This window comes from Thalassospira sp. HJ, assembly GCF_000948415.1.
In the GTDB taxonomy this organism is placed as follows: Bacteria; Pseudomonadota; Alphaproteobacteria; order Rhodospirillales; family Thalassospiraceae; genus Thalassospira.
The window spans coordinates 161,449-180,892 of record NZ_JYII01000019.1; the positions used below are offsets into that span (position 1 = coordinate 161,449).

Below are 19,444 nucleotides of genomic sequence, written 5' to 3' on the forward strand. Positions count from 1 at the left end.
TTTCCGATTAAAGCTTTGTAATGATTTCCTGATCACCCAAACGAAAAAAGGCCCGCATCATTGCGATGCGGGCCCTTGTCATTTCAAAATAAGGCCGCAGCCTATCAGACGTTAAGGTCTTCACCCTCCAGCGCACGGTCGATCAAGGCAACGCTTTCATCAAGACCGTAAAGCGCGATGAAGGAACCCATGCGCGGGCCCTGTTCCTGACCAAGCAGCACTTCGTAAAGCGCTTTGAACCAGTCGCGCAGGTTTTCGTAATTGTGGTTTTTACCCACGGTGAAAACTTCGGTCTGGATGTCGGACGGATCAGTACCCGGTGCGACTTTCGACAGGGCATCGCGCAGGTCCTTAAGGGCGGCCTGCTCTGCCTCAGTCGGGGCGCGGTACGATTTCGCCGGTTTGACGAAGTCACGGTAATAGTTGATCGCATAGCCGACCAGCTTATCAAGATACGGCGCGGTTTCCGGCGTCGCACCGGTGGCATAGCGCGAAATGAACTTCCACAGCAGGTCACGATCATCGGTGTTACACACCGAAACCAGGTTCAGCAGAATGCCGAACGACAACGGAATGTCGCGATCCGGCGCGGTACCGGCATGAATGTGCCAGGCCGGGTTCTGCAGGATCTTGGTCGGATCGGTTTCGGTTTTAAGCTTTTCAGCAAAGGTAAGATATTCATCCACGGTTTTCGGGATGACATCGAAATACAAACGCTTTGCAGTTTTCGGCTTCTGGAACATGAACAGCGACAGGCTGTCTTCCGGCGCATATTTCAGCCAGTCTTCCATCGAAAGACCATTACCCTTGGATTTGGAAATCTTCTGGGCGTTCTCGTCAAGGAACAGCTCGTAGTTGAAGCCTTCCGGCGGGGTGCCGCCAAGCGCCTTGACGATCTTGTTGCCGAGTTCGACCGACGGAATAAGGTCCTTGCCAGCCATTTCATAATCAACGCCCAGCGCATACCAGCGCATCGCCCAGTCGGGTTTCCACTGAAGTTTGCACGCACCGCCCGTGACCAGCGTTTCAACAAGCTCGCCGGTTTCCGGGTGCTCATACACGATGCTACCAGATTCCGGCTTAAGCTCGGTCACCTTGGCCATCAAGACCTTGTTGGTGCCCGGCTCAACCGGCATGAACGGGCTATAGGTCGCGCGACGTTCTTCACCAAGGGTCGGCAGCATGATTTTCTGGATCGCGTCATAACGTTCCAGCAAACGCAGGAGTGCCGCGTCAAACATGCCCGAACGATAACATTCGGTCGAAGATTTGAACTCGTACTCGAAGCCAAACCCGTCAAGGAACTCACGCAGCTTGGCATTGTTGTGATGCGCAAAGCTCTCATGGGTGCCAAACGGATCCGGAACGGACGTCAGTGCCTTGCCAAGATGCTCGGCAACCATGTCCTTGTTCGGGATATTGTCCGGGACCTTGCGAAGGCCATCCATATCATCGGAGAAGCAAAACAGCTTGGTCGGGATATCGCACATGGTCTCGAACGCGCGACGGACATAGGTCGTGCGCGCAACTTCACCAAAGGTGCCGATATGCGGCAGGCCCGACGGACCATAACCGGTTTCAAAAAGGACATAACCCTTTTCAGGCGCCTTCTGTTTATACCGCTTGACCAGCTTGCTGGCTTCCTGAAAGGCCCAGACGTTGCTGTTAAGTGCGGCATCTCGAAGATCGGTTGTCATTTTTGAAACCTTGTTTGTCAGTTGGATCGTTGAATTCTCGGGAAATCTTGTTGGGGACAAACCCCTCACACGCGATCACAGGGATCGCATGTTTGCGCGAAGCTATACCCCACTTCGGGCCAAGATCAAGCACCTGTTGCGCATGGCAGCCAAATAATCGCGGAATTGGTGGGGAAAACTGCGGGCTTTATTGCTTTCTCGTTGCGTGAAAAGCCCGGCGCGCGGCTACACGTAAGTGTAGTTGAATTTAGCTGTCCGGAAGCAAATATCCGATTATGGGTTCGCACGCTTAAGTCGATACGATCTTTTTTCATAGAAACATGGGACTGAAGCATAACAAAGAATAAGTCTAATCTAATACCGATGATCAATTTCTAAGCGCAGGCAAACCCGACCGACGAACCAAGCACGAAGACTGGAGTGTATTGATGTCGTTTGGAGAGACCGGTGCCCGGATCACCGAAAACGCCTTTCCGACGGGAAGTCCAGACCAAAGGTTTGAGCGCGTTGTTGAATACGCGCCAAATGCCATGATCCTGATTGGCACTGACGGGACCATGGAAATGGTTAATGCCCAGACGGAAATCATTTTCGGTTATGCCCGTAGCGAGCTGCTCGGCCAACCGATTGAGATGTTGGTCCCGGAACGCTTCCGCGCAGGCCATCCCAATTTGCGTGGCTCCTACACCAATCATCCGAACCCGCGACCAATGGGAGCGGGTCGTGATCTTTATGCGCTGCGCAAGGATGGCAGTGAGTTCCCTGTTGAGATCGGCCTGAACCCGATTTCAGACGGCGAAAACATGCAAATCCTTGCTGCGATCTCCGACATTTCCGAGCGCAAACACCGCGAAGAGCAAATCGCTCGATCGCTGCGGGAAAAGGAAACCCTGCTGTCAGAGGTCCACCACCGGGTAAAAAACAACCTGCAGATCATCCACAGTCTTCTTGATATGCAAACATCCTCGGTGATTGACATTCAGGCCCGAGAGGCCCTGATTGATAGCTGCAACCGCGTGCGGTCAATGGCGCAAATTCACCAGTCGCTTTATCAAAGCGAAGATATCGCCAAGGTCAATTTTGCCGATTTCTGCGAAAGCCTGATTTCTTCCCTGCTTGCGACCTTCAATGTCGATATCACCCGGGTTCGGGTCGAAAGCGATCTGGCCGATGTGCAGCTTGCCATCGATCAGGCGGTTCCGTGCGGCTTGATTGCCAATGAGCTGATCACCAACGCGCTTAAGCACGGCTTCCCCGACGGTGCGGAAGGCCAGATCGAAGTATCGACGAAAATGATTGATGCCGATGTGGTCGAGCTTCGGGTGTCCGATAACGGACGCGGCATGCCCGATAACTTCAAGCTCGGCACCACGGATGGCCTTGGTCTGCAACTGATCGAACTGCTTGTCGATCAGATTGGCGGTGACATTGATGTCCTGACCGATCAAGACACAACCTTCGTCATCACATTCAGGATAGGGAGCTGAATGCGATGACCCATCCCGTCCATGTCATGATTGTCGAGGACGAGCGCATTATTGCGCTACATCTGCGCAAGCAGCTCGAAAAACTGGGATACGAACGCACAAGCGCCCATACCCGCGGCGAGGATGCGCTGGCGGCAATCAATGAAGATCCGCCGGATATCATCCTGATGGACATCCGGATTGACGGCGATATTGACGGCATCGAAACGGCGGCCGGCATTCCGGCAAACCTGATGATCCCGGTCATCTATCTTTCGGCCCATTCCGAAGATGCGACACTGGCGCGCGCTCAGAAAACCCGCCCTTATGGCTATCTGATCAAGCCGTTTTCCGATCGCGAATTGCACGCCACCATCCAGATGGCGCTTGAACGGCGTTCAGCCGAACTGGCCCTGTCGGAAAGTCAGCACCGTTTGTCCCTTGCCATGAATGCCGCGCAGATGAGCTGTTGGGAAATTGATGTCCTGACCCGCCAAATGCACAGCACAGGTCTTGGCAATTTCGAACTGCTTCAGGAAACCGAAACCGTCACTGAAAGCTGGGATGCGTTTCTGGAACGCGTCGCATCCGAAGACCGCGACATGGTCCATAAGGCCTTTGCCTATGCCGTGGGTCATGGCGAGTTTTATGACGTCGTTTTTCGCAGCCTGGATACCGATCAGAATTATCGTTGGCTACGCGCCCGCGGAAAGTCCTTCGGCGACGAGCGCAAGGGATCACAGCGTATCATCGGTATGATGCAGGACATCACCGATCAGCGCCTGACCCAGGACAAACTCCGCGAAGCGATGACGGTATTTGAAACCACCCAGGACGGTATTCTGATCCTTGATCCGGAGCTCAATGTCACCAATGCCAATAAAGCCTATTACCGAATCACGGGCGACACCGAAGAAAACACCCTGAAAAAGCCGCCCTATTTCCTGTCACCCAGCGAACATCCGGCGGAATTTTTCCCGGAACTGTTTTCAGGCGGCAGCATCCGCCGTCACTGGCATCGTGATCTTGATACCAGAAATGCCGACGGCAATCCGATCTCACTGGCGATTCAGGTGATTGCGGTTGAGAACGAGGAAAACGTTCTGACCCACTTCGTCATGATCGTTTCCGACCGCACCGCCATACGGCAGGCCGAGCAGGAATTGCACTATCTGGCCCAATATGACGGATTGACCAGCCTGCCCAACCGCCTGCTTGCGACCGACCGTCTTAACCGCGCGATTGAGCGATGCGAAGCCAATGGCCGCATGGTCGCCTGCCTGTTTCTCGATATCGATGATTTCAAGACAATTAATGACACGCTGGGTCATGCGGCAGGTGATCAGGTCATCCTGATTGCCGCCACCCGGATCAAGGGCATTACCGAACGTACCGACACCATTTCGCGGCTTGGCGGCGATGAATTCCTCATCATTCGCGAAAACATTCCCAATGAAACGGCGGCAACCAATCTGGCGCAAAAGATCATTCAGGAACTGCAGCGCCCGTTCTATATCAGCGGTCATGAGATGAACATCTCCGCCAGTGTCGGCATTTCACTGTATCCGATTAACGGTTATTCATCCCACGACCTGATCCGCCTTGCTGATACGGCGATGTATGCGGCCAAGGATCGTGGCCGGCGGACATATGCGCTTTACGAGCCGGAAATGACCGAAAATGCTGCGCATTACATGACACGATCCCTTGAATTGCGACGTGGGCTGGAAAAGAACGAACTCACTTTGCATTACCAGCCGCAAATCGATGGTGCGAGTGGCGATATGGTCGGCGTCGAGGCGCTTTTGCGCTGGAACCATCCGACACAAGGTCTTGTCGGCCCGCATGAAATCATCCCGATTGCGGAAAAAAGCGGACTTATTCTCGAAATCGGCGACTGGGTCCTTGGTGAAGCCTGCCGTCAGGCGCGCCGCTGGCAGGACGAATATGGCCAGAAGCTTCGCATGGCGGTCAATGTCTCGGCGCGCCAGATGCAACAACCGGGCTTTGCCGATACGGTTGCCCACGAACTGGCCATGGCCGGTCTTCCGGCCGAGGACCTTGAAATCGAGGTCACCGAAAGTATGATCCAGGACGAAGCCAGCATGATTCAAACCCTGCATGATTTGCGCGCGGTCGGGGTATCGCTGGCGATTGATGATTTCGGCACGGGTTATTCCTGCTTGCGGTCGATCAAAAGCCTTCCGATCAGCCGCATCAAGATCGACCGCGCCTTTATCAAAGGTCTGCCGGGCAACAGCGATGACGTTGCCCTGATCACAGCCATGCTGGCGATGGCCGATGCGCTCGGCCTGCAGATCACGGCCGAAGGGGTCGAGACGAAAAAACAGTACGAATTCCTGCGTGAAGTACCCGGCATCGAATTACAGGGCTTCCTGTTTGGCAAACCGATCCCCGCTAACGAAGTCTTTGCCCCGGTGATCGGCAAGTCCCGAGTATTTTAATTTTCACAATCGAAACCTTCTGAGGCGCTTTCCTTGCAGGATATTCTACTTTAGAATAGCACCTTGACGTGCCGTGCCTGTTTGCCCCACCAAGCCATTGAGTTGGCTTGCGCTTTGTCAAAATGCGATCTCCTCGACGAAAGCATAGGTCGGAAGGACAGCCGAATGAACTTTTCCTCCCTGTCACTTGGCGCCAAACTTACATTTGTCAGCGCTTTGGCAATCGCCATCTGCCTCATTGCGGGCATCTCGCTTCAAACGCTCCAGACAAACCGGACCACCGAAGAACTGACGGTTGGTGAGGCGCGCGCGGTTGCAAACCATCACGCAGAACAGGCTGGCAGTGTTCTCAATAGCGGCATGAGGGTCGCCAAAAATCTTGCCGGCGCGTTTCGCGCCATCCGCGATCAAGGCGGCGTTGACCGCAAAGCCTATAACGAAATTCTCAATCGCACACTGATCGACAATCCGACCCTTGCAGGGGCCTGGTCCGGCTTTGAGCCCAATGCCCTTGATGGCAAGGATGCCGACTATAAAGACGAAGGCGAACCGTTTGGCGATGGCAGCGGCCAGTACGTTACGTATTATTATAATTTTGGCGAAGGCATCACACCCTATCACCTGACCGGCCTCGATAATCCCGAAATTAACGAGTATTACACCGCCCCGCGCGATACCAATCAGCCCTATGTCACCGATGCCATTACCTATGACATTCAGGGGCGCGATGTTGTCCTGACCTCGTTCGTCTATCCTGTCCAGAATCCCGCTGGCGATTTTCTTGGCGTTCTTGGTGTCGATCTTGAACTGAACGCGCTTTCGGAACGCTTTGCCGAATTGACCCCGTTCGGAACCGGTACGGTAAATCTGGTCTCGGCACAGGGCACATGGGTTGCCCATGAAGACCCGGAAATCCGTGGCACAACGCTGAGTGCCGATAACACAGTTCAGGCGGCAATTCTTGATGCGATGAAAAGCGGCACTCCGACCCGGGTTGACGATGACCAGATGCTGCACATGATCGTCCCTGTCGAGATCGCCGGTTACCCGAACCAGTGGGGCGTTGTCGTCAATGTCCCGTATGATACGGTTTATGCCCCCGCAGAAAGCTTACGCAACACCACGCTAATCGGCGGGCTCATCCTGCTTGCGATCGTGATTGCCGTGGTTCTTCTTTCGACCAGAAACCTTGTTTCCCGCCCGATGACCCGTGTCGCGGGCGTGATTGATCATCTGCAGAGTGGTAATTTCGATGTATCGATCCCCTATCTGAAACGAAACGACGAAATCGGCGCCATTGCTAAGGCGCTTGAGGCCTTCAAGGAGGCCTCGGCGGGCATGCAGAAAGCCGAACGTGAAAAGCTTGAAGCCGAGCAGAAGGCCAGCGAGGCGCGCAATCGCGCCCGCCTGCAGATGGCCGACGAGTTTGAAAAGTCGGTTGGGTCCATCGTGGTCAATGTTTCGGATAGTTCAGAAAACATGGAAAGCGTCTCGCGCCAGATGCGCCGGGCCGCAGATGAAAGCTCCGAACAGGCCGTTGTTGTCGCAGCCGCAGCCGACGAAGCCAGTGCCAATGTCCAGACAGTGGCATCCGCAACCGAGGAACTTTCCGCCTCCATTCAGGAAATCAGTTCCCAGGTGGCAAAATCGTCCGACATATCCTCCACAGCTGTTGAGGAAGCATCGCGCGCCAATGCGATGGTCACCGGCCTTGCCGAGGCCGCTGATCGCATCGGTGAAGTCGTCAGCCTGATCAATGATATCGCTGCCCAAACCAACCTACTTGCGCTCAACGCCACGATTGAGGCTGCCCGTTCCGGCGAAGCAGGCAAGGGGTTTGCCGTTGTGGCACAGGAAGTCAAAAACCTTGCCACGCAGACAGCCAAGGCAACCGATGACATCGCCCAACAGATCGGGTCAATTCAGTCGGAAACCCAAAACACGGTTGGTGCGATCGAAAAGGTCACTGAAACGATTTCCAACATCAACGAGATCGCAACAGCCATTGCCTCCGCAGTCGAGGAACAGGGTGCGGCTACCGCCGAAATTTCCAGCAACGTCCAACAGGCCGCAGCTGGTACCAACGAAGTTTCATCCTCTATCGGGATTGTCCGCAACACATCTCAGGAAACCGGTGAAGCAGCATCCAACGTGCAGGCCGGGGCGACCCAACTTGCACAAGAAGCCCGCAATCTGGACGAACAGGTCAGAAACTTCCTTGATCGCCTGCGGAACATCTAGGCTTCCGGGAAGTTCAAATAACACATCACAAGGACGGCATCATTTCTGGTGTCGTCCTTTTGTTTGATCCCCACATCATTCGATGATTGAATTACCTTCGCCAATTACAATTTGCCCCAACAATTCGGGAAACGTTCAATGCTGCCACTTCCTGTAACCATCTGCATTACCGCAGTATTCGTTTTGATGCTGACCGGGCTCAGCCTGATGGTCTCTGTTCGGCGTGCCCAGGTCGGGGTACTGAGCGGCGATGGTGATGACAACACCCTGCGCCGGCGCATTCGGGCGCACGGCAACTTCGTTGAAAATGCCCCGCTTTGCGTGCTTCTCATTCTCGCCATCGAGGCGATCCTGGCGACCTCTGACATTATCTGGATTGTTGCGGTCATTCTGATCGCAAGTCGACTTCTGCATGCGATTGGCACGCTCAAACGGTCCAAACGGATCATCGCACCGGCCATGGTCATGCAGCACATCACGCTTGCGGTCTGTGGTGTCTGGCTTCTGATCCAGTCCTTTGGCAATCTCAGTGCTGCGGGCATGTAATGGTATCAGGTGATTTCGCCAGCGCCGAGGTTGCGGCCAAATTCAATGCCTGCCCGGCTGCGGCCCGCCGGGCATTGATGTCGATCCGGGATTGGGTGTTTGAACTGGCTGGCGAAATCGATGGGGTTGGCCAGGTGACCGAAAGCCTCAAATGGGGTGAACCGGCCTGGCGCCCCAAATCGGGATCAGGCATTACCATCCGGGCCGACTGGAAACCCAAAGCACCTGATCAGGTGATGATCTTTTTTGACTGCAAGACTGACCTGATTGATCGCACGCGTAGCCTGCTTTCAGCCGATCTTGCCACCGAAGGCAACCGTGCGATTATCCTGCCGCTTGATCGCCCCCTGCCCGAACCGGCAATAAAAACTGCGCTTAGTTGGGCTCTGACCTATCACCTCGACCGCAAATCATCCGGTAAATAAGCCCAATCAAAGCTCTCGAACCACCGCGTCAATCTGATCACGCATGGTGCGTAAATCGCGGTTCAACCGCTTGGCGGTTTCAACATCAAGCCCAGTGGCTTCAAGAATGCAGGCAGGTACTTCCTCTGCCTGATCTCGAAGGGTCTTTCCGGCCTCGGTCAGGGTAATGCGGACGGATCGCTCATCACTGGGGTCGCGCGTGCGCGTGACCAGTCCATTGGCTTCAAGCCGTTTGAGCAACGGTGTCAGGGTGCTTGATTCCAGATACATCTTTGCGCCAATACTGCGCACCGACTGATTGTCTTCCTGCCAAAGCGCGACCATAACCAGATATTGCGGATAGGTAAGCCCCAGCTTGTCGAGCAATGGTTTGTAGACCCGGTTAAAGGCATGCCCCGCCGAATAGATCGAAAAGCACAAAAACTTTTCCAGATTGAGAAGATCTTCTTTGGCAGCCTTGGTCATCCATCACATCCTTTAAGCACAATCAGGCCATTCCCGGATCACGTACCTGATCCGTATCATCGATACTGCCTGCCACCCAATGGTCGCGCAAGCCACCGCAAATTCAAAGCCGCTGAATTTAAATCGCGCACGATATAATGACAAGCGATTTATCGACATGACTGCCTTGTTGCATTTTATATCGCACACGATATATTATTGTGCGATCTTATTTTCATCACGCAGACCCTGATCTGCTTTGGACCTGATGGTCACAAAACTTTCACCCTCTTTCGGGCAGGTGCTCTTGCACCTGCTCACCCCCGGCGACATATGAAGGTATCGCAGCCGGGTTCTCACCAAGTCGAACCAACGTTCAAACAAAGGATGAAACCATGTCTGTTGATGTAAAATATACTGCAAGCGCTTCTGCCACCGGCGGCCGTGATGGCCGGGCGAAAACCGCTGACGGCTCGCTCGATGTCAAGCTGACCACGCCAAAGGAACTTGGCGGCGCAGGCGGGGACGGCAACAATCCCGAGCAGCTGTTTGCCATGGGCTATTCGGCCTGCTTTATCGGTGCAATGAAGTTCGTGTCATCCCAGGGCGGCCCGAAAGTCCCCAATGATGTTTCGGTCACAGCCGAAGTCGGGATCGGCCCGCGCGATGCAGGCGGCTTTGGCCTTGCCGTGACGCTCAAGATTGCACTTCCGGGTCTTGATAAGGCGGATGCCGAAAAACTCGTCGAAGAAGCTCACAAGATCTGCCCGTACTCGAATGCAACACGCGGCAATGTCGATGTTTCGTCCGTGATCGCTTAAAGCACAAGCTCCCCCCTGCTGGTCAGCTCCCCCCAAACTGCTGACCGGCAATTTCAGGCCCGGTGTTACCCCGCACCGGGCCTTTTCTTTGTCCGAGCCCGACGCGAAACATGCTGGACGCCCTGCTCATTCCCGTCTATCGAAACGCCATGACCACAACATTCACCCTACTCACAGGCCTCTTTTTCTCGGCCCTGACTTCCGCAACCATCCTGCCTGGCACGTCCGAGGCGGCTTTGGCCGCGATGATTGCGTCCGGTGATCATGCGGTGTGGCTGCTGGTTGTGGTGGCGACGGCGGGCAATGTTCTGGGGTCGCTGGTGAACTGGTGGCTTGGTCTTTATGCCGAGCATTTCAAGCACAAGCGCTGGTTCCCCGTATCGGCAGACGCCCTTGATCGGGCATCGCGCTGGTTTGGCAAATACGGGCTTTGGTCGCTGTTGCTCGCCTGGCTTCCGATCATTGGTGATCCGCTGACGCTATTTGCCGGGGTGATGCGGGTGCGCTTTGTGCCCTTTATCATTCTGGTGACGATTGGCAAGGCCGCGCGCTATGCCATGATTGCCGGTGGTGCATCAGCACTGGCCAAAGCATTCGGCGTTTAGACCGCCTGAGCAATATCGTTCAATAAATCACCACACGCATTTGCCATCCTCCTTGATAACAAACACGGCACCTTTCCCCACAGGATGTCGATCAAGGAGGAAACACCACGCATGCTCAGCGCAACTCTCAGCCTTTATCTTTCCATGGCCGCCTTTGCGCTTGCGGCCTCCATCACCCCGGGACCGGTCAATATTCTGGTGCTAAGTTCAGGCGTGCAATATGGCTTTCGCCCCTCGCTGCGCCTTGTCTTCGGCGCGACAGCGGGCTTTTGCCTGTTATTGCTTCTGATCGGGTTGGGCCTTCATGAAATGCTTGAAGCCTTCCCGCAACTGATCCTCGTCATTCAATGGGCCGGCGTGGCGTTCCTGCTGTTCATGGCCTGGAAACTGGCGACCTCGAACGGCGAACTGGGCAAGGGCAATGCCGCATCCGGGCCCAAGGCGATCACCGGGGCCATCATGCAATGGGTCAATCCCAAGGCCTGGCTGGCATCCATCGCAGGGATGGGTGCCTATGCCGCGTCCGGCGCGCCTGCATTGATCTGGGAATTTACTGCGATCTATTTCGTGGTCTGTTTTGTCTCGGTCGCCTGCTGGGCCTATACTGGCGCGTTTTTATCGCGCTTTCTTGGCGAGCCTACGCGTATTCGCCTATTTAACCGGGCGATGGCGGTGTTGCTGATCGCCAGTGCCGCTTATCTGGTTTTGGGATAAATCCGCCTGCACCGCATCCGGCAAGAGTTTCCCGCCTGCGCGGGAATGACGACATAACTGAGTCTTCCCCGTCATGCCCGCGAAGGCGGGCATCCACAGCTCCAACTTACGCGGCTTGCGCGCGGGCATATTGCCGGGGCGTGGTTGCCATCAGGCGTTTGAAAATGCGTTGGAAATGCGCCTGATCGGCAAAGCCGGTTTCAAGCGCGACATCGACGATCTTTTCGCCCTGCCTAAGCGCATGACGGGCGCGCTGTACCCGGCAATTGATCAGATAGGCATAGGGCGTCATGCCAAAGGCCTTTTTGAAGGCGCGAACCAGATGCGACCTTGAATAGCCAACCAACCCGGCCAGCTCATCAAGCCCGATATTCTCGGCATAACGGGTGCGGATATAGTCGCCCACACGTGCCATCTTGCGATCATGGAGCACGCCGCTAACACCAGCCGCACCATCCAGCACCCCCCGCTGATCAAGCTTCACATGCAGATCGCCAAAGAACGACACCATCGCCGTTTCCTTGCCGAGAATATCCACACCCGGGTTAGCAAGCGTATCGGCCAGATCCAGCAATCCGTCATAAAGATGCGGATCATGGCTCAGTGTGTCGGAAAACATCGCGAACTTCCCGGCCGCATCGGCATCGAGTTCAATCTGCAAATCCAGCAGCCAGTCGGGATCCACAAACAGCATGTCATAAACCCAGTCCGCTCCCTTGACCGGGTTGCAGCCATGCACGTCCTCGGGATTAAGGATCACCACCGACCCTGCTTGCGTTTCATGGGTCTTGCCCCGGTTCCAATAGGTACTAAAGCCGCCCTTCACCGTACCAATCGAAAAGGTATCGTGGCTATGACGCTCGTAACAAACCGAATGCCCATCCGCCACACGCCGCAATTCGACAAACGGCATGGCGTCATCGCGCCAGAAATATTGGGAGGATTTAATCATACTCAAGTTTTTGATTTAATCGATGCAGCGGATTTTGCACCTATATTTACAGTCAATATATGCAAAAATTTCAACCTTACCGCGAAAATTGATTAAAGTTCGAATTATCTCTGCGAAGCCAAGAATCTGACATTAGAAAAAAGAGTTATGATAATGGATAAACGTCAATCTCCGTCTGTACTTCACACAGCAATGTCCTCCTTCCTTGGCGGACTTATTACTCTATTTTTTATTCTTACCATGAACATATTGCCTCAATTTGACCTAAAAATCGAAGAATGGGACACAAAGATTGAAACACTGTATGGCTGGCAAACTCTTGCTGGCGCATTTTTAGCGCTACTAGCCGCTGCGGCTACTGTTGTTGTTATAAACATACAAACTCGGTCCACGAGGGACAATTTTGAAAGGAGCGTTGAAGGTGCTGCAAGAAAGGCACGGGCATTTTTACCTCTAGCCGCAACAGAAATAATCGACTACTCGAATGCCTTTATAACAGAGATGGAAAGCATGGGAGCGCAATTGCTTCCACACGCTCCAAATACAAGATACACAAACGTGCAATCTCACACCTTTCCCGACCTACCAAATGCAGCAATTTCACGTTTTGCAAATGCAACTGAACACGAACAATCTAAATATATTCAGGAAGTTCTAGCCAACACAATCAGAGCACTTCAGTTTCAAAGAGCTCGACTAACGAGATACATTTCCCAAAACCAAGTAAAACACTCAGAAATAGAAGAAACCATAAAGGTATCTTTACAGATCATCGCAATGTGCCATGAGATATTCAAGCACTCCGATAAGAGTTATTGGGATTTCAACAAACGGCAAAGCCTACAAGATGCATTGTCCACCTCCACTGTTAGTGGGCATGGTGTTAATCTACAGAATATTATTGACTGGATCGCCTCGCTCAAGAACTGAAATTTCCCCGGTAGCGCCCCGGCACACACGCCATTATAGTGCCCCAAATGTTCGATGATCGTTCCGAAGAGTCCCAACCGCGTTTCATGCCGCCCAACGCCCCTGTCATGGTCGTTGGATTGCGTCATGCCGTGTTTTTATCGCCCGATGGCGAGATCGAGGAACTCCCGCACGGCGCAGCTGCCAAGCGCGCCCGGTCATCGCGCCCCATTCTGGTTCATACCCCGGCCTGTGCCCGGCGTTTGAAATCCGATCCGTTTCCGGCCCATGACCTGTTGGAACTTTTTGCTTTTGTCCGTCCGGCACAGTTTTGCGTGCCGACCCCGCGCGGCATTGCCCTTGCGACGGGGCAAAAACCGGCCGATGACCTGATTGGTCAGGCAGAGGCACTGGCAGAAGCCATGAAGCGCCTGTTGCAGGAACTCGCCACCCTTCATCGTAATAAGCGTGGCCCGGCACTATCCATCGCATGGCCGATGGCGCGCGGACATTGGCCGTGGGGTGTATCGGTTCTGGCGGCATTGGGAGCGGATGGCGATGGCCCGCACCGATATGCGGTTTATGAGGGACTCAAGATCTGGAAAAAGCTCGGCGAATGGGCCGAACATGCCCCGCCCCCGCCACCGGCCAACCATCCGGTTGATCCCAAGGATGCGCGCAAGCGCTTGAAAGAACTTTTGGGCGAAGGGGCGGAAGAACGCCCGCAGCAGGCCGATTATGCATCCTCGGTCTGTTCGGCCTTTGGCCCGCGTCTGCATGACGGTGCGCCGAATATTGTTTTGGCCGAGGCCGGAACGGGGACCGGCAAAACACTGGGCTATGTCGCCCCGGCGTCGCTGTGGGCGCAGAAGAATGATGGCGCAGTATGGATTTCGACCTATACCCGCAACCTGCAGCGCCAGATCGATCAGGAACTTGATCGCCTTTATGACGATCCCAAGGACAAGCGCCTGAAGGCTGTCGTCCGCAAGGGCCGGGAAAACTATTTCTGCCTGCTGAACTTCGAAGAGGCGCAAAGGCCGCTTGCCCAACAACCGCATCAGGCAACCCCGCTTGGCCTGATTGCGCGCTGGGCGTCGCACACGCGCGATGGCGATATGGTCGGCGGCGATTTCCCCGCCTGGCTGACTGAATTGCTCGGCAATCGTTTTACCGGGGCGTTGGCTGATCAGCGCGGCGAATGCATCTATGCCGCCTGCCCGCATTATTCGAAGTGCTTTGTCGAGAAGACCGTGCGGCGTGCGCGTTCGGCCGAGATCGTGGTCGCCAACCATGCGCTGGTGATGGTGCAGGCAGCCCTTGGCGGGCTTGATGATGCCTCCATGCCGACCCGTTATGTGTTTGACGAGGGGCACCATCTTTTTGATGCCGCCGACAAGGCATTTTCATCGCACCTGACCGGGATAGAAGGGCAGGAACTCCGTCGTTGGTTGCTCGGTGCTGAGCAAAAGGGATCATCGCGTGCGCGCGGCCTCAAGCAGCGGCTTGAAACGCTTATTCTGGATCGCGACGAGCTGCGCGATGCGGTTAATGCGGTGATTGTCGCCGCCCAATGCCTGCCCGAACAGGGCTGGCTGTCGCGCATTCATGACGGATCCCAACATGCCAAGGGCCCGGCGGAAACCTTCCTTGCCCATGTCCGTGCGCAGGTAATGGCACGCTCAAGCGATGGTGATCGCGGCTACTCGACCGAGACCGACTGCAAACCGGCGATCAATGAAGTTCTTGCCAGTGCAGCCGATCTGGATCGCGCGCTGGAGGCCATGGAAAAACCCGCCAAATCGCTGATCAAGATCATCGCTCATATGTTGGACGAAAAGGCTGACGAGCTTGATTCCGCCGAACGCCAGCGCCTTGATGCCGCCATTCGCTCGCTCGAGCGCCGGGCGATCATGCAGGTCGGCGCATGGCGTGAAATGCTGGCTTCCCTAGTGGAGGAAACACCCAAAACCTTTGTCGACTGGTTTGCGATTGAACGCCAGTTTGGCCGGGATTTCGATGTCGGCATGCATCGCCATTACCTTGATCCGACCATCCCGCTGACCACATCGCTTGCCCCGACCGCACATGGCATGGTGGTGACATCCGCCACCCTTCGTGATGGCACGGGCGATGAAGATTTCGACTGGGCCGTGGCCGAGGATCGCACGGGGGCATCGCACATGCCGTTGCCTGCCATCCGGGCCGCGATGAAAAGCCCGTATAACTATGCCGAACAAACTCGTGTTTTCATCGTCAATGACCTTGGCCGCGACAACCCGGACCATGTTGCGGCGGCCTATCGCGAACTGTTTCTGGCGTCCGGCGGTGGGGCACTTGGCCTGTTTACCGCGATTACACGTTTGCGGGCGATTTATGAACGCCTGACCGGCCCGATGGATGATGCCGGTTTGCAGCTTTTGGCCCAACATATTGATGGCATGGATGTCTCAACGCTCATCGACATTTTCCGGGTCGAACGCGATGCCTGCTTGCTTGGCACCGATGCCGTGCGAGACGGGGTCGATGTGCCGGGCGATAGTTTGCGTCTGATCGTCTTTGACCGTGTGCCCTGGCCGCGCCCTGACATCCTGCACCGTGCGCGCAAGTCCGCCTTCCATGGTGCCCGCTATGACGACATGCTCACCCGTCTACGCATGAAGCAGGCCTTTGGCCGCCTTGTCCGGCGTGCGGAAGATCGTGGAGTGTTTGTCCTGCTTGATAACCGCTTGCCATCTCGGCTTCTGGGCGCCTTCCCCGAAGACGTCGAGGTCCAGCGTGTTGGCCTCCGCGAAGCAATCGAGCAAACGAGCGACTTTCTTAGAACGAACTAGTCGTCAGCGTATGGAAAACCGTTCAAATTAAATAGCTTGAGAATGTCTTCGCGCGCTACACTTTGAAAATAATCATCCGCCCCGTCAGGAGACCAGTGCTTGAATTCACTATCTCGAACCTCGTCCAAATCTAATACTTTATGCCAGTCCTCAAATTCATTTTCAGCGCGAAACTTCTTTACGATGCTGTAAACTTTCTGGCGCTCTTTGTCCAAAACTGGATTCAGTTTAGTATCACCATCCCCAAATGAACTACCGGTTTCTCTCGAACCAAATCCATTTAGTGCGGTAATATCTGCGCCTGCCAAGCAAATGCCGTATGAATTAGAAAATCCCAAATATGTGTGCTCAGGTGCAGTGTACCAAATACCGGAAAAATCAGTTCCGATAAGCTCGGCCCCCCAAAAACTAGCGTAATTTAAGAATGCACCTTGGAATTGTGTACCCAGCAAGCGCGCCGAAGAAAAGTCAGCATTCGTGAGAGACGCCGAATGGAACTTTGCACCAGAAAAGTCACCGCCACTGAAGACTGCGCCATCTAGAGTTGCCCCTGAAAAATCAAGCCTAAACTTGTTTTCCCACTCTGACTCAATCTGTCTTCTTGTTCGCCTCCCAACAACCGTTATCACTGCTTGAACATCAACTCGGATTTTCGGACGAGGTTCGAAAGCGTTCAAAGGTCTTGGAGTATTCTCTCTGACATAAGCACAGAAAATTTCCATGATTTGCTTATGATCTCTTAAGCTATCAAGAGCAATTCGTTCGAGCGAATAAATGCTACCTAACCGCACTTCCAGATTTGGCACGGTAACTTCAACATTCTCAACATCTTCAATATGTTCGCCTTCAGAATTCACAACTGGGATGGGTCTTCCATTGTCGTCAAAAATGGGCCAACCATCACGTTTTTTATATCTAGCTACCTTATTGTATTCTTTGACCACCTTTTCAGAACCAAGCCCCTTTACCGCCTCATTTATTCGGTCGGTTATATGCCCTTGTTCTGCAATGCTAACCTGTTTTTGGGCAACAATTGAACGCCAGACCAGAAATGGCAAACCTACAGTTGCGGCAAGTAGCAAACCAAGGTTTCTAATGGACTCAGCTCTTTCCGCAGAAGGCAAAACACCTGCATCGACGACCATCACGACCAGCATTCCTAAGACAGCAATACTGAGTGCAACGAGAGTAAAAACGAACAGCAGGAGCACAAAACCTAATAGTCCGCCTAAAAACGCATTCTCTGAAAAATTCAGTTCGCGCTTAAGCCTCAACCATTCCACAAGTGTTGATTTCTCCCGCCGCACGATTTCCCCCAGCCGAAAATTAACTCATTCAACAAATTACGACCTAAAATAGTATTTCGCTTATAGGTTAAAGGCTACTTTCAATTATCATCCTCGGCGATATCGGCATCAATATCATGCTTAAGCGCCAGCCGGAGAGCATTGAGGATCGCAATAACATCAATGCCTTCCTGCAAAAGCGCCCCTGCAACCGGGGTGATATAGCCGCCTGCGGCAAAGCCCATCGCGACAATGGAGAGCACCATACCGCCAATGACACTTTGTAAAAGGATGCGGCGCATCGCCATGCTGATGTGAAGCAGCTCATCGACTGTAACCAGTGATGCCTCGGGGATCACCACACCGGCGGCATCGGCGGTAACGGCACTTTCCTTGCCAAAGGCGATGCCGACCGTGGCGACGGCCAGTGCCGGAGCGTCGTTGATGCCATCGCCCATGAAGATTGTCGGGGCCTTGGCGGTTTCGGAGCGTACGATGGCGACTTTCTGCTCCGGGCTTTGCGACGCCAGACTTTCGGAAATGCCAAGCAGTTCGGAAAGGTAGCTGACCTCGCTTTCGCGATCGCCGGAAAGCAGCATCACCTTGTTGAAGTGATGGATTTCGCCGAGATGGCCAACGAAGCTTTCGCCCTCAGCGCGCGGGGTATCGCGGAAGCGGAAGGTCGCGCCATATTTGCCATCGACCAGCACCACGCATTCAAGCCCGGCTGCCGTTTCGGGCAAAAGCCGCGCGATCCCGGGATCGGATTTCATCAGTTTGTTGCGGTGGGTAACGGCAACTTCGTGGCCATCGACCTGCCCGCTCAACCCCTGTCCCGGTTTTTCCGAGGCATGATTGACCTCATCAAGCGGCAATTTGCGATCACGGGCGGCGGCCAAAACGGCCGAGGCCAGCGGATGCTTGGAATAGCGTTCCAGACTGGCGGCCAACCGCAAGACAAGATCGCCATTGAATTCCGGCCCCGCCAGAACCTCCACCAATTCCGGGCGGCCATAAGTGAGCGTCCCCGTCTTATCAAAAATAGCCGTCTGGCAGGTCGGCAAGCTTTCCAGCACGGTCGGATCACGCACGACAATGCCGCGCCGGGCGGCAATCGAAATCGCACTCATCACCGTGATCGGAATAGCAATCAGAAGCGGACAGGGTGTCGCCACCACCAGGACCGCAAGAAACCGCGATGAATCGTCACTGAGATAGCCGACCAAGATCGCAAACAAAAGGGCAGCCGGTGCAAACCACGCCCCGATCTGATCACCAAGACGGCGAATGCGCGGGCGCTTTTGTTCGGCCTCGGCCATGACATTCATGATCTGGGCATAGCGGGAGTCTTCCGCGCGCTTTTCCGCCCGAATGACCAGCACCGCCTCGCCATTGATTGCCCCCGACAGGACATTGGTGCCCGGTGCCTTGGCGACCACATAGGGCTCCCCGGTCAGATAACTCTCATCCATGCTGCCATGGCCATCAACGACCACACCATCCGCCGGTGCCGTTTCATGGGGAAAGACCGCAATCAGATCACCAATCTGGATATCGTCAATCGCGATGTCGGTAATCTCGCCGTCTTCGGATTTGCGGTGCGCGACACTTGGCATACGCTTGGCAAGGGCATTGAGCGCCGAGGACGCCTTGCGCATGGCATAGCTTTCCAAGACCTGCCCGCCGGTCAGCATCAGAATGATCAGGCTGGCAGCGAGATATTCTGCCAGCACCACACCGGTGACAAAGGAAATAGCGGCAAGAAAATCCGCCCCCATTTCACGGCGCAAAAGCTTGATCGCAAGCTGCCCCAGAATGGGCAAGCCGCCCACGACAAACAGGATGAAAAGCGGAAGATCAGCAGTGCGCCGGCCAAGCATTACCTCGGGCCCGACGAACATCAAAACAAAGTGGGCCGCCATGGCAAGCAGGGTAACAATCAGAATGGCGCGGTTAAGGGCAGGTGTCGAAAGCGCATCGTCACACCGTTCAAGAACCCCTGCCTGAACACCAACCGGTGCCGCCTTTGCCATGCCTTA

General features: G+C 54.6%; 15 protein-coding genes. 10 read left to right on the forward strand and 5 right to left on the reverse strand.

What is annotated here, in order from left to right; genetic code table 11:
- Positions 1–104: 104 nt before the first annotated feature.
- Complete coding sequence (locus UF64_RS15075; protein WP_044829428.1) at positions 105–1,697, reverse strand: lysine--tRNA ligase; 1,593 nt, start codon at positions 1,695–1,697, stop codon at positions 105–107.
- 428 nt (positions 1,698–2,125) lie between these two features.
- Here UF64_RS15075 and UF64_RS15080 point away from each other — a divergent pair, with 428 nt between their 5' ends.
- The 5 genes from UF64_RS15080 to UF64_RS15100 all read left to right on the forward strand — a co-directional run bounded on the left by UF64_RS15080 (position 2,126) and on the right by UF64_RS15100 (position 8,840).
- Complete coding sequence (locus tag UF64_RS15080; RefSeq protein WP_044829429.1) at positions 2,126–3,184, forward strand: sensor histidine kinase; 1,059 nt, start codon at positions 2,126–2,128, stop codon at positions 3,182–3,184.
- A 5-nt stretch (positions 3,185–3,189) separates the two neighbouring features.
- Positions 3,190–5,628: an EAL domain-containing protein gene (locus UF64_RS15085; RefSeq protein ID WP_044829430.1), complete on the forward strand. Its 2,439-nt coding sequence runs from the start codon at positions 3,190–3,192 to the stop codon at positions 5,626–5,628.
- A 165-nt stretch (positions 5,629–5,793) separates the two neighbouring features.
- Positions 5,794–7,869 (forward strand): methyl-accepting chemotaxis protein, encoded by a 2,076-nt coding sequence (locus tag UF64_RS15090; RefSeq protein WP_052657661.1) that lies wholly within the window; start codon positions 5,794–5,796, stop codon positions 7,867–7,869.
- Between the two features lie 138 nt (positions 7,870–8,007).
- The gene (locus UF64_RS15095; RefSeq protein ID WP_044829431.1) at positions 8,008–8,415 is read left to right on the forward strand and encodes an MAPEG family protein; all 408 of its coding nucleotides are present in this window, start codon (positions 8,008–8,010) and stop codon (positions 8,413–8,415) included.
- Positions 8,415–8,840 carry a DUF1801 domain-containing protein gene (locus UF64_RS15100; protein ID WP_044829432.1) on the forward strand — a complete coding sequence of 142 codons (426 nt, stop codon included), beginning with the start codon at positions 8,415–8,417 and terminating at the stop codon, positions 8,838–8,840. The genes UF64_RS15095 and UF64_RS15100 overlap by 1 nt, the downstream gene beginning before the upstream one ends.
- Positions 8,841–8,846: 6 nt before the next feature.
- Here the strand turns inward: UF64_RS15100 and UF64_RS15105 are convergent, their stop codons facing one another.
- A complete protein-coding gene (locus UF64_RS15105) occupies positions 8,847–9,305 on the reverse strand; it encodes a MarR family winged helix-turn-helix transcriptional regulator (RefSeq protein ID WP_044829433.1) in 459 nt (152 codons plus the stop codon).
- Between the two features lie 374 nt (positions 9,306–9,679).
- On the opposite strand from UF64_RS15105, the gene UF64_RS15110 reads away from it, so the two are divergent.
- From UF64_RS15110 to UF64_RS15120, 3 genes are all read left to right on the forward strand, one after another.
- Positions 9,680–10,105 carry an organic hydroperoxide resistance protein gene (locus UF64_RS15110; RefSeq protein ID WP_044829434.1) on the forward strand — a complete coding sequence of 142 codons (426 nt, stop codon included), beginning with the start codon at positions 9,680–9,682 and terminating at the stop codon, positions 10,103–10,105.
- A gap of 149 nt (positions 10,106–10,254) precedes the next feature.
- Positions 10,255–10,710, forward strand: coding sequence for a YqaA family protein (locus UF64_RS15115; RefSeq protein WP_044829580.1), 456 nt, complete (start codon positions 10,255–10,257; stop codon positions 10,708–10,710).
- Between the two features lie 111 nt (positions 10,711–10,821).
- The gene (locus UF64_RS15120; RefSeq protein WP_044829581.1) at positions 10,822–11,424 is read left to right on the forward strand and encodes a LysE family translocator; all 603 of its coding nucleotides are present in this window, start codon (positions 10,822–10,824) and stop codon (positions 11,422–11,424) included.
- A 106-nt stretch (positions 11,425–11,530) separates the two neighbouring features.
- On the opposite strand, the gene UF64_RS15125 is transcribed toward UF64_RS15120, so the two are convergent.
- The gene (locus UF64_RS15125) at positions 11,531–12,376 is read right to left on the reverse strand and encodes an AraC family transcriptional regulator (protein ID WP_044829435.1); all 846 of its coding nucleotides are present in this window, start codon (positions 12,374–12,376) and stop codon (positions 11,531–11,533) included.
- Between the two features lie 153 nt (positions 12,377–12,529).
- On the opposite strand from UF64_RS15125, the gene UF64_RS15130 reads away from it, so the two are divergent.
- The gene (locus tag UF64_RS15130) at positions 12,530–13,306 is read left to right on the forward strand and encodes a hypothetical protein (RefSeq protein WP_152630706.1); all 777 of its coding nucleotides are present in this window, start codon (positions 12,530–12,532) and stop codon (positions 13,304–13,306) included.
- 47 nt (positions 13,307–13,353) lie between these two features.
- Complete coding sequence (locus UF64_RS15135; protein WP_044829437.1) at positions 13,354–16,119, forward strand: ATP-dependent DNA helicase; 2,766 nt, start codon at positions 13,354–13,356, stop codon at positions 16,117–16,119.
- On the opposite strand, the gene UF64_RS15140 is transcribed toward UF64_RS15135, so the two are convergent.
- Together UF64_RS15140 and UF64_RS15145 are read right to left on the reverse strand one after the other, a co-directional pair.
- Entirely contained in the window at positions 16,116–17,426 is a 1,311-nt protein-coding gene (locus UF64_RS15140) for a pentapeptide repeat-containing protein (RefSeq protein WP_052657662.1), read from the reverse strand. The two genes, UF64_RS15135 and UF64_RS15140, sit on opposite strands and share 4 nt — an antisense overlap.
- A gap of 80 nt (positions 17,427–17,506) precedes the next feature.
- Complete coding sequence (locus UF64_RS15145; RefSeq protein ID WP_044829438.1) at positions 17,507–19,438, reverse strand: heavy metal translocating P-type ATPase; 1,932 nt, start codon at positions 19,436–19,438, stop codon at positions 17,507–17,509.
- Between the last annotated feature and the right edge of the window lie 6 nt (positions 19,439–19,444).

Coding starts and splice junctions, on each gene's coding strand:
- UF64_RS15075 (WP_044829428.1), bottom strand. CDS start 1,697: ATGACAACCGATCTTCGAGATGCCGCACTTAACAGCAACGTCTGGGCC.
- UF64_RS15080 (WP_044829429.1), top strand. CDS start 2,126: ATGTCGTTTGGAGAGACCGGTGCCCGGATCACCGAAAACGCCTTTCCG.
- UF64_RS15085 (WP_044829430.1), top strand. CDS start 3,190: ATGACCCATCCCGTCCATGTCATGATTGTCGAGGACGAGCGCATTATT.
- UF64_RS15090 (WP_052657661.1), top strand. CDS start 5,794: ATGAACTTTTCCTCCCTGTCACTTGGCGCCAAACTTACATTTGTCAGC.
- UF64_RS15095 (WP_044829431.1), top strand. CDS start 8,008: ATGCTGCCACTTCCTGTAACCATCTGCATTACCGCAGTATTCGTTTTG.
- UF64_RS15100 (WP_044829432.1), top strand. CDS start 8,415: ATGGTATCAGGTGATTTCGCCAGCGCCGAGGTTGCGGCCAAATTCAAT.
- UF64_RS15105 (WP_044829433.1), bottom strand. CDS start 9,305: ATGACCAAGGCTGCCAAAGAAGATCTTCTCAATCTGGAAAAGTTTTTG.
- UF64_RS15110 (WP_044829434.1), top strand. CDS start 9,680: ATGTCTGTTGATGTAAAATATACTGCAAGCGCTTCTGCCACCGGCGGC.
- UF64_RS15115 (WP_044829580.1), top strand. CDS start 10,255: ATGACCACAACATTCACCCTACTCACAGGCCTCTTTTTCTCGGCCCTG.
- UF64_RS15120 (WP_044829581.1), top strand. CDS start 10,822: ATGCTCAGCGCAACTCTCAGCCTTTATCTTTCCATGGCCGCCTTTGCG.
- UF64_RS15125 (WP_044829435.1), bottom strand. CDS start 12,376: ATGATTAAATCCTCCCAATATTTCTGGCGCGATGACGCCATGCCGTTT.
- UF64_RS15130 (WP_152630706.1), top strand. CDS start 12,530: ATGGATAAACGTCAATCTCCGTCTGTACTTCACACAGCAATGTCCTCC.
- UF64_RS15135 (WP_044829437.1), top strand. CDS start 13,354: ATGTTCGATGATCGTTCCGAAGAGTCCCAACCGCGTTTCATGCCGCCC.
- UF64_RS15145 (WP_044829438.1), bottom strand. CDS start 19,438: ATGGCAAAGGCGGCACCGGTTGGTGTTCAGGCAGGGGTTCTTGAACGG.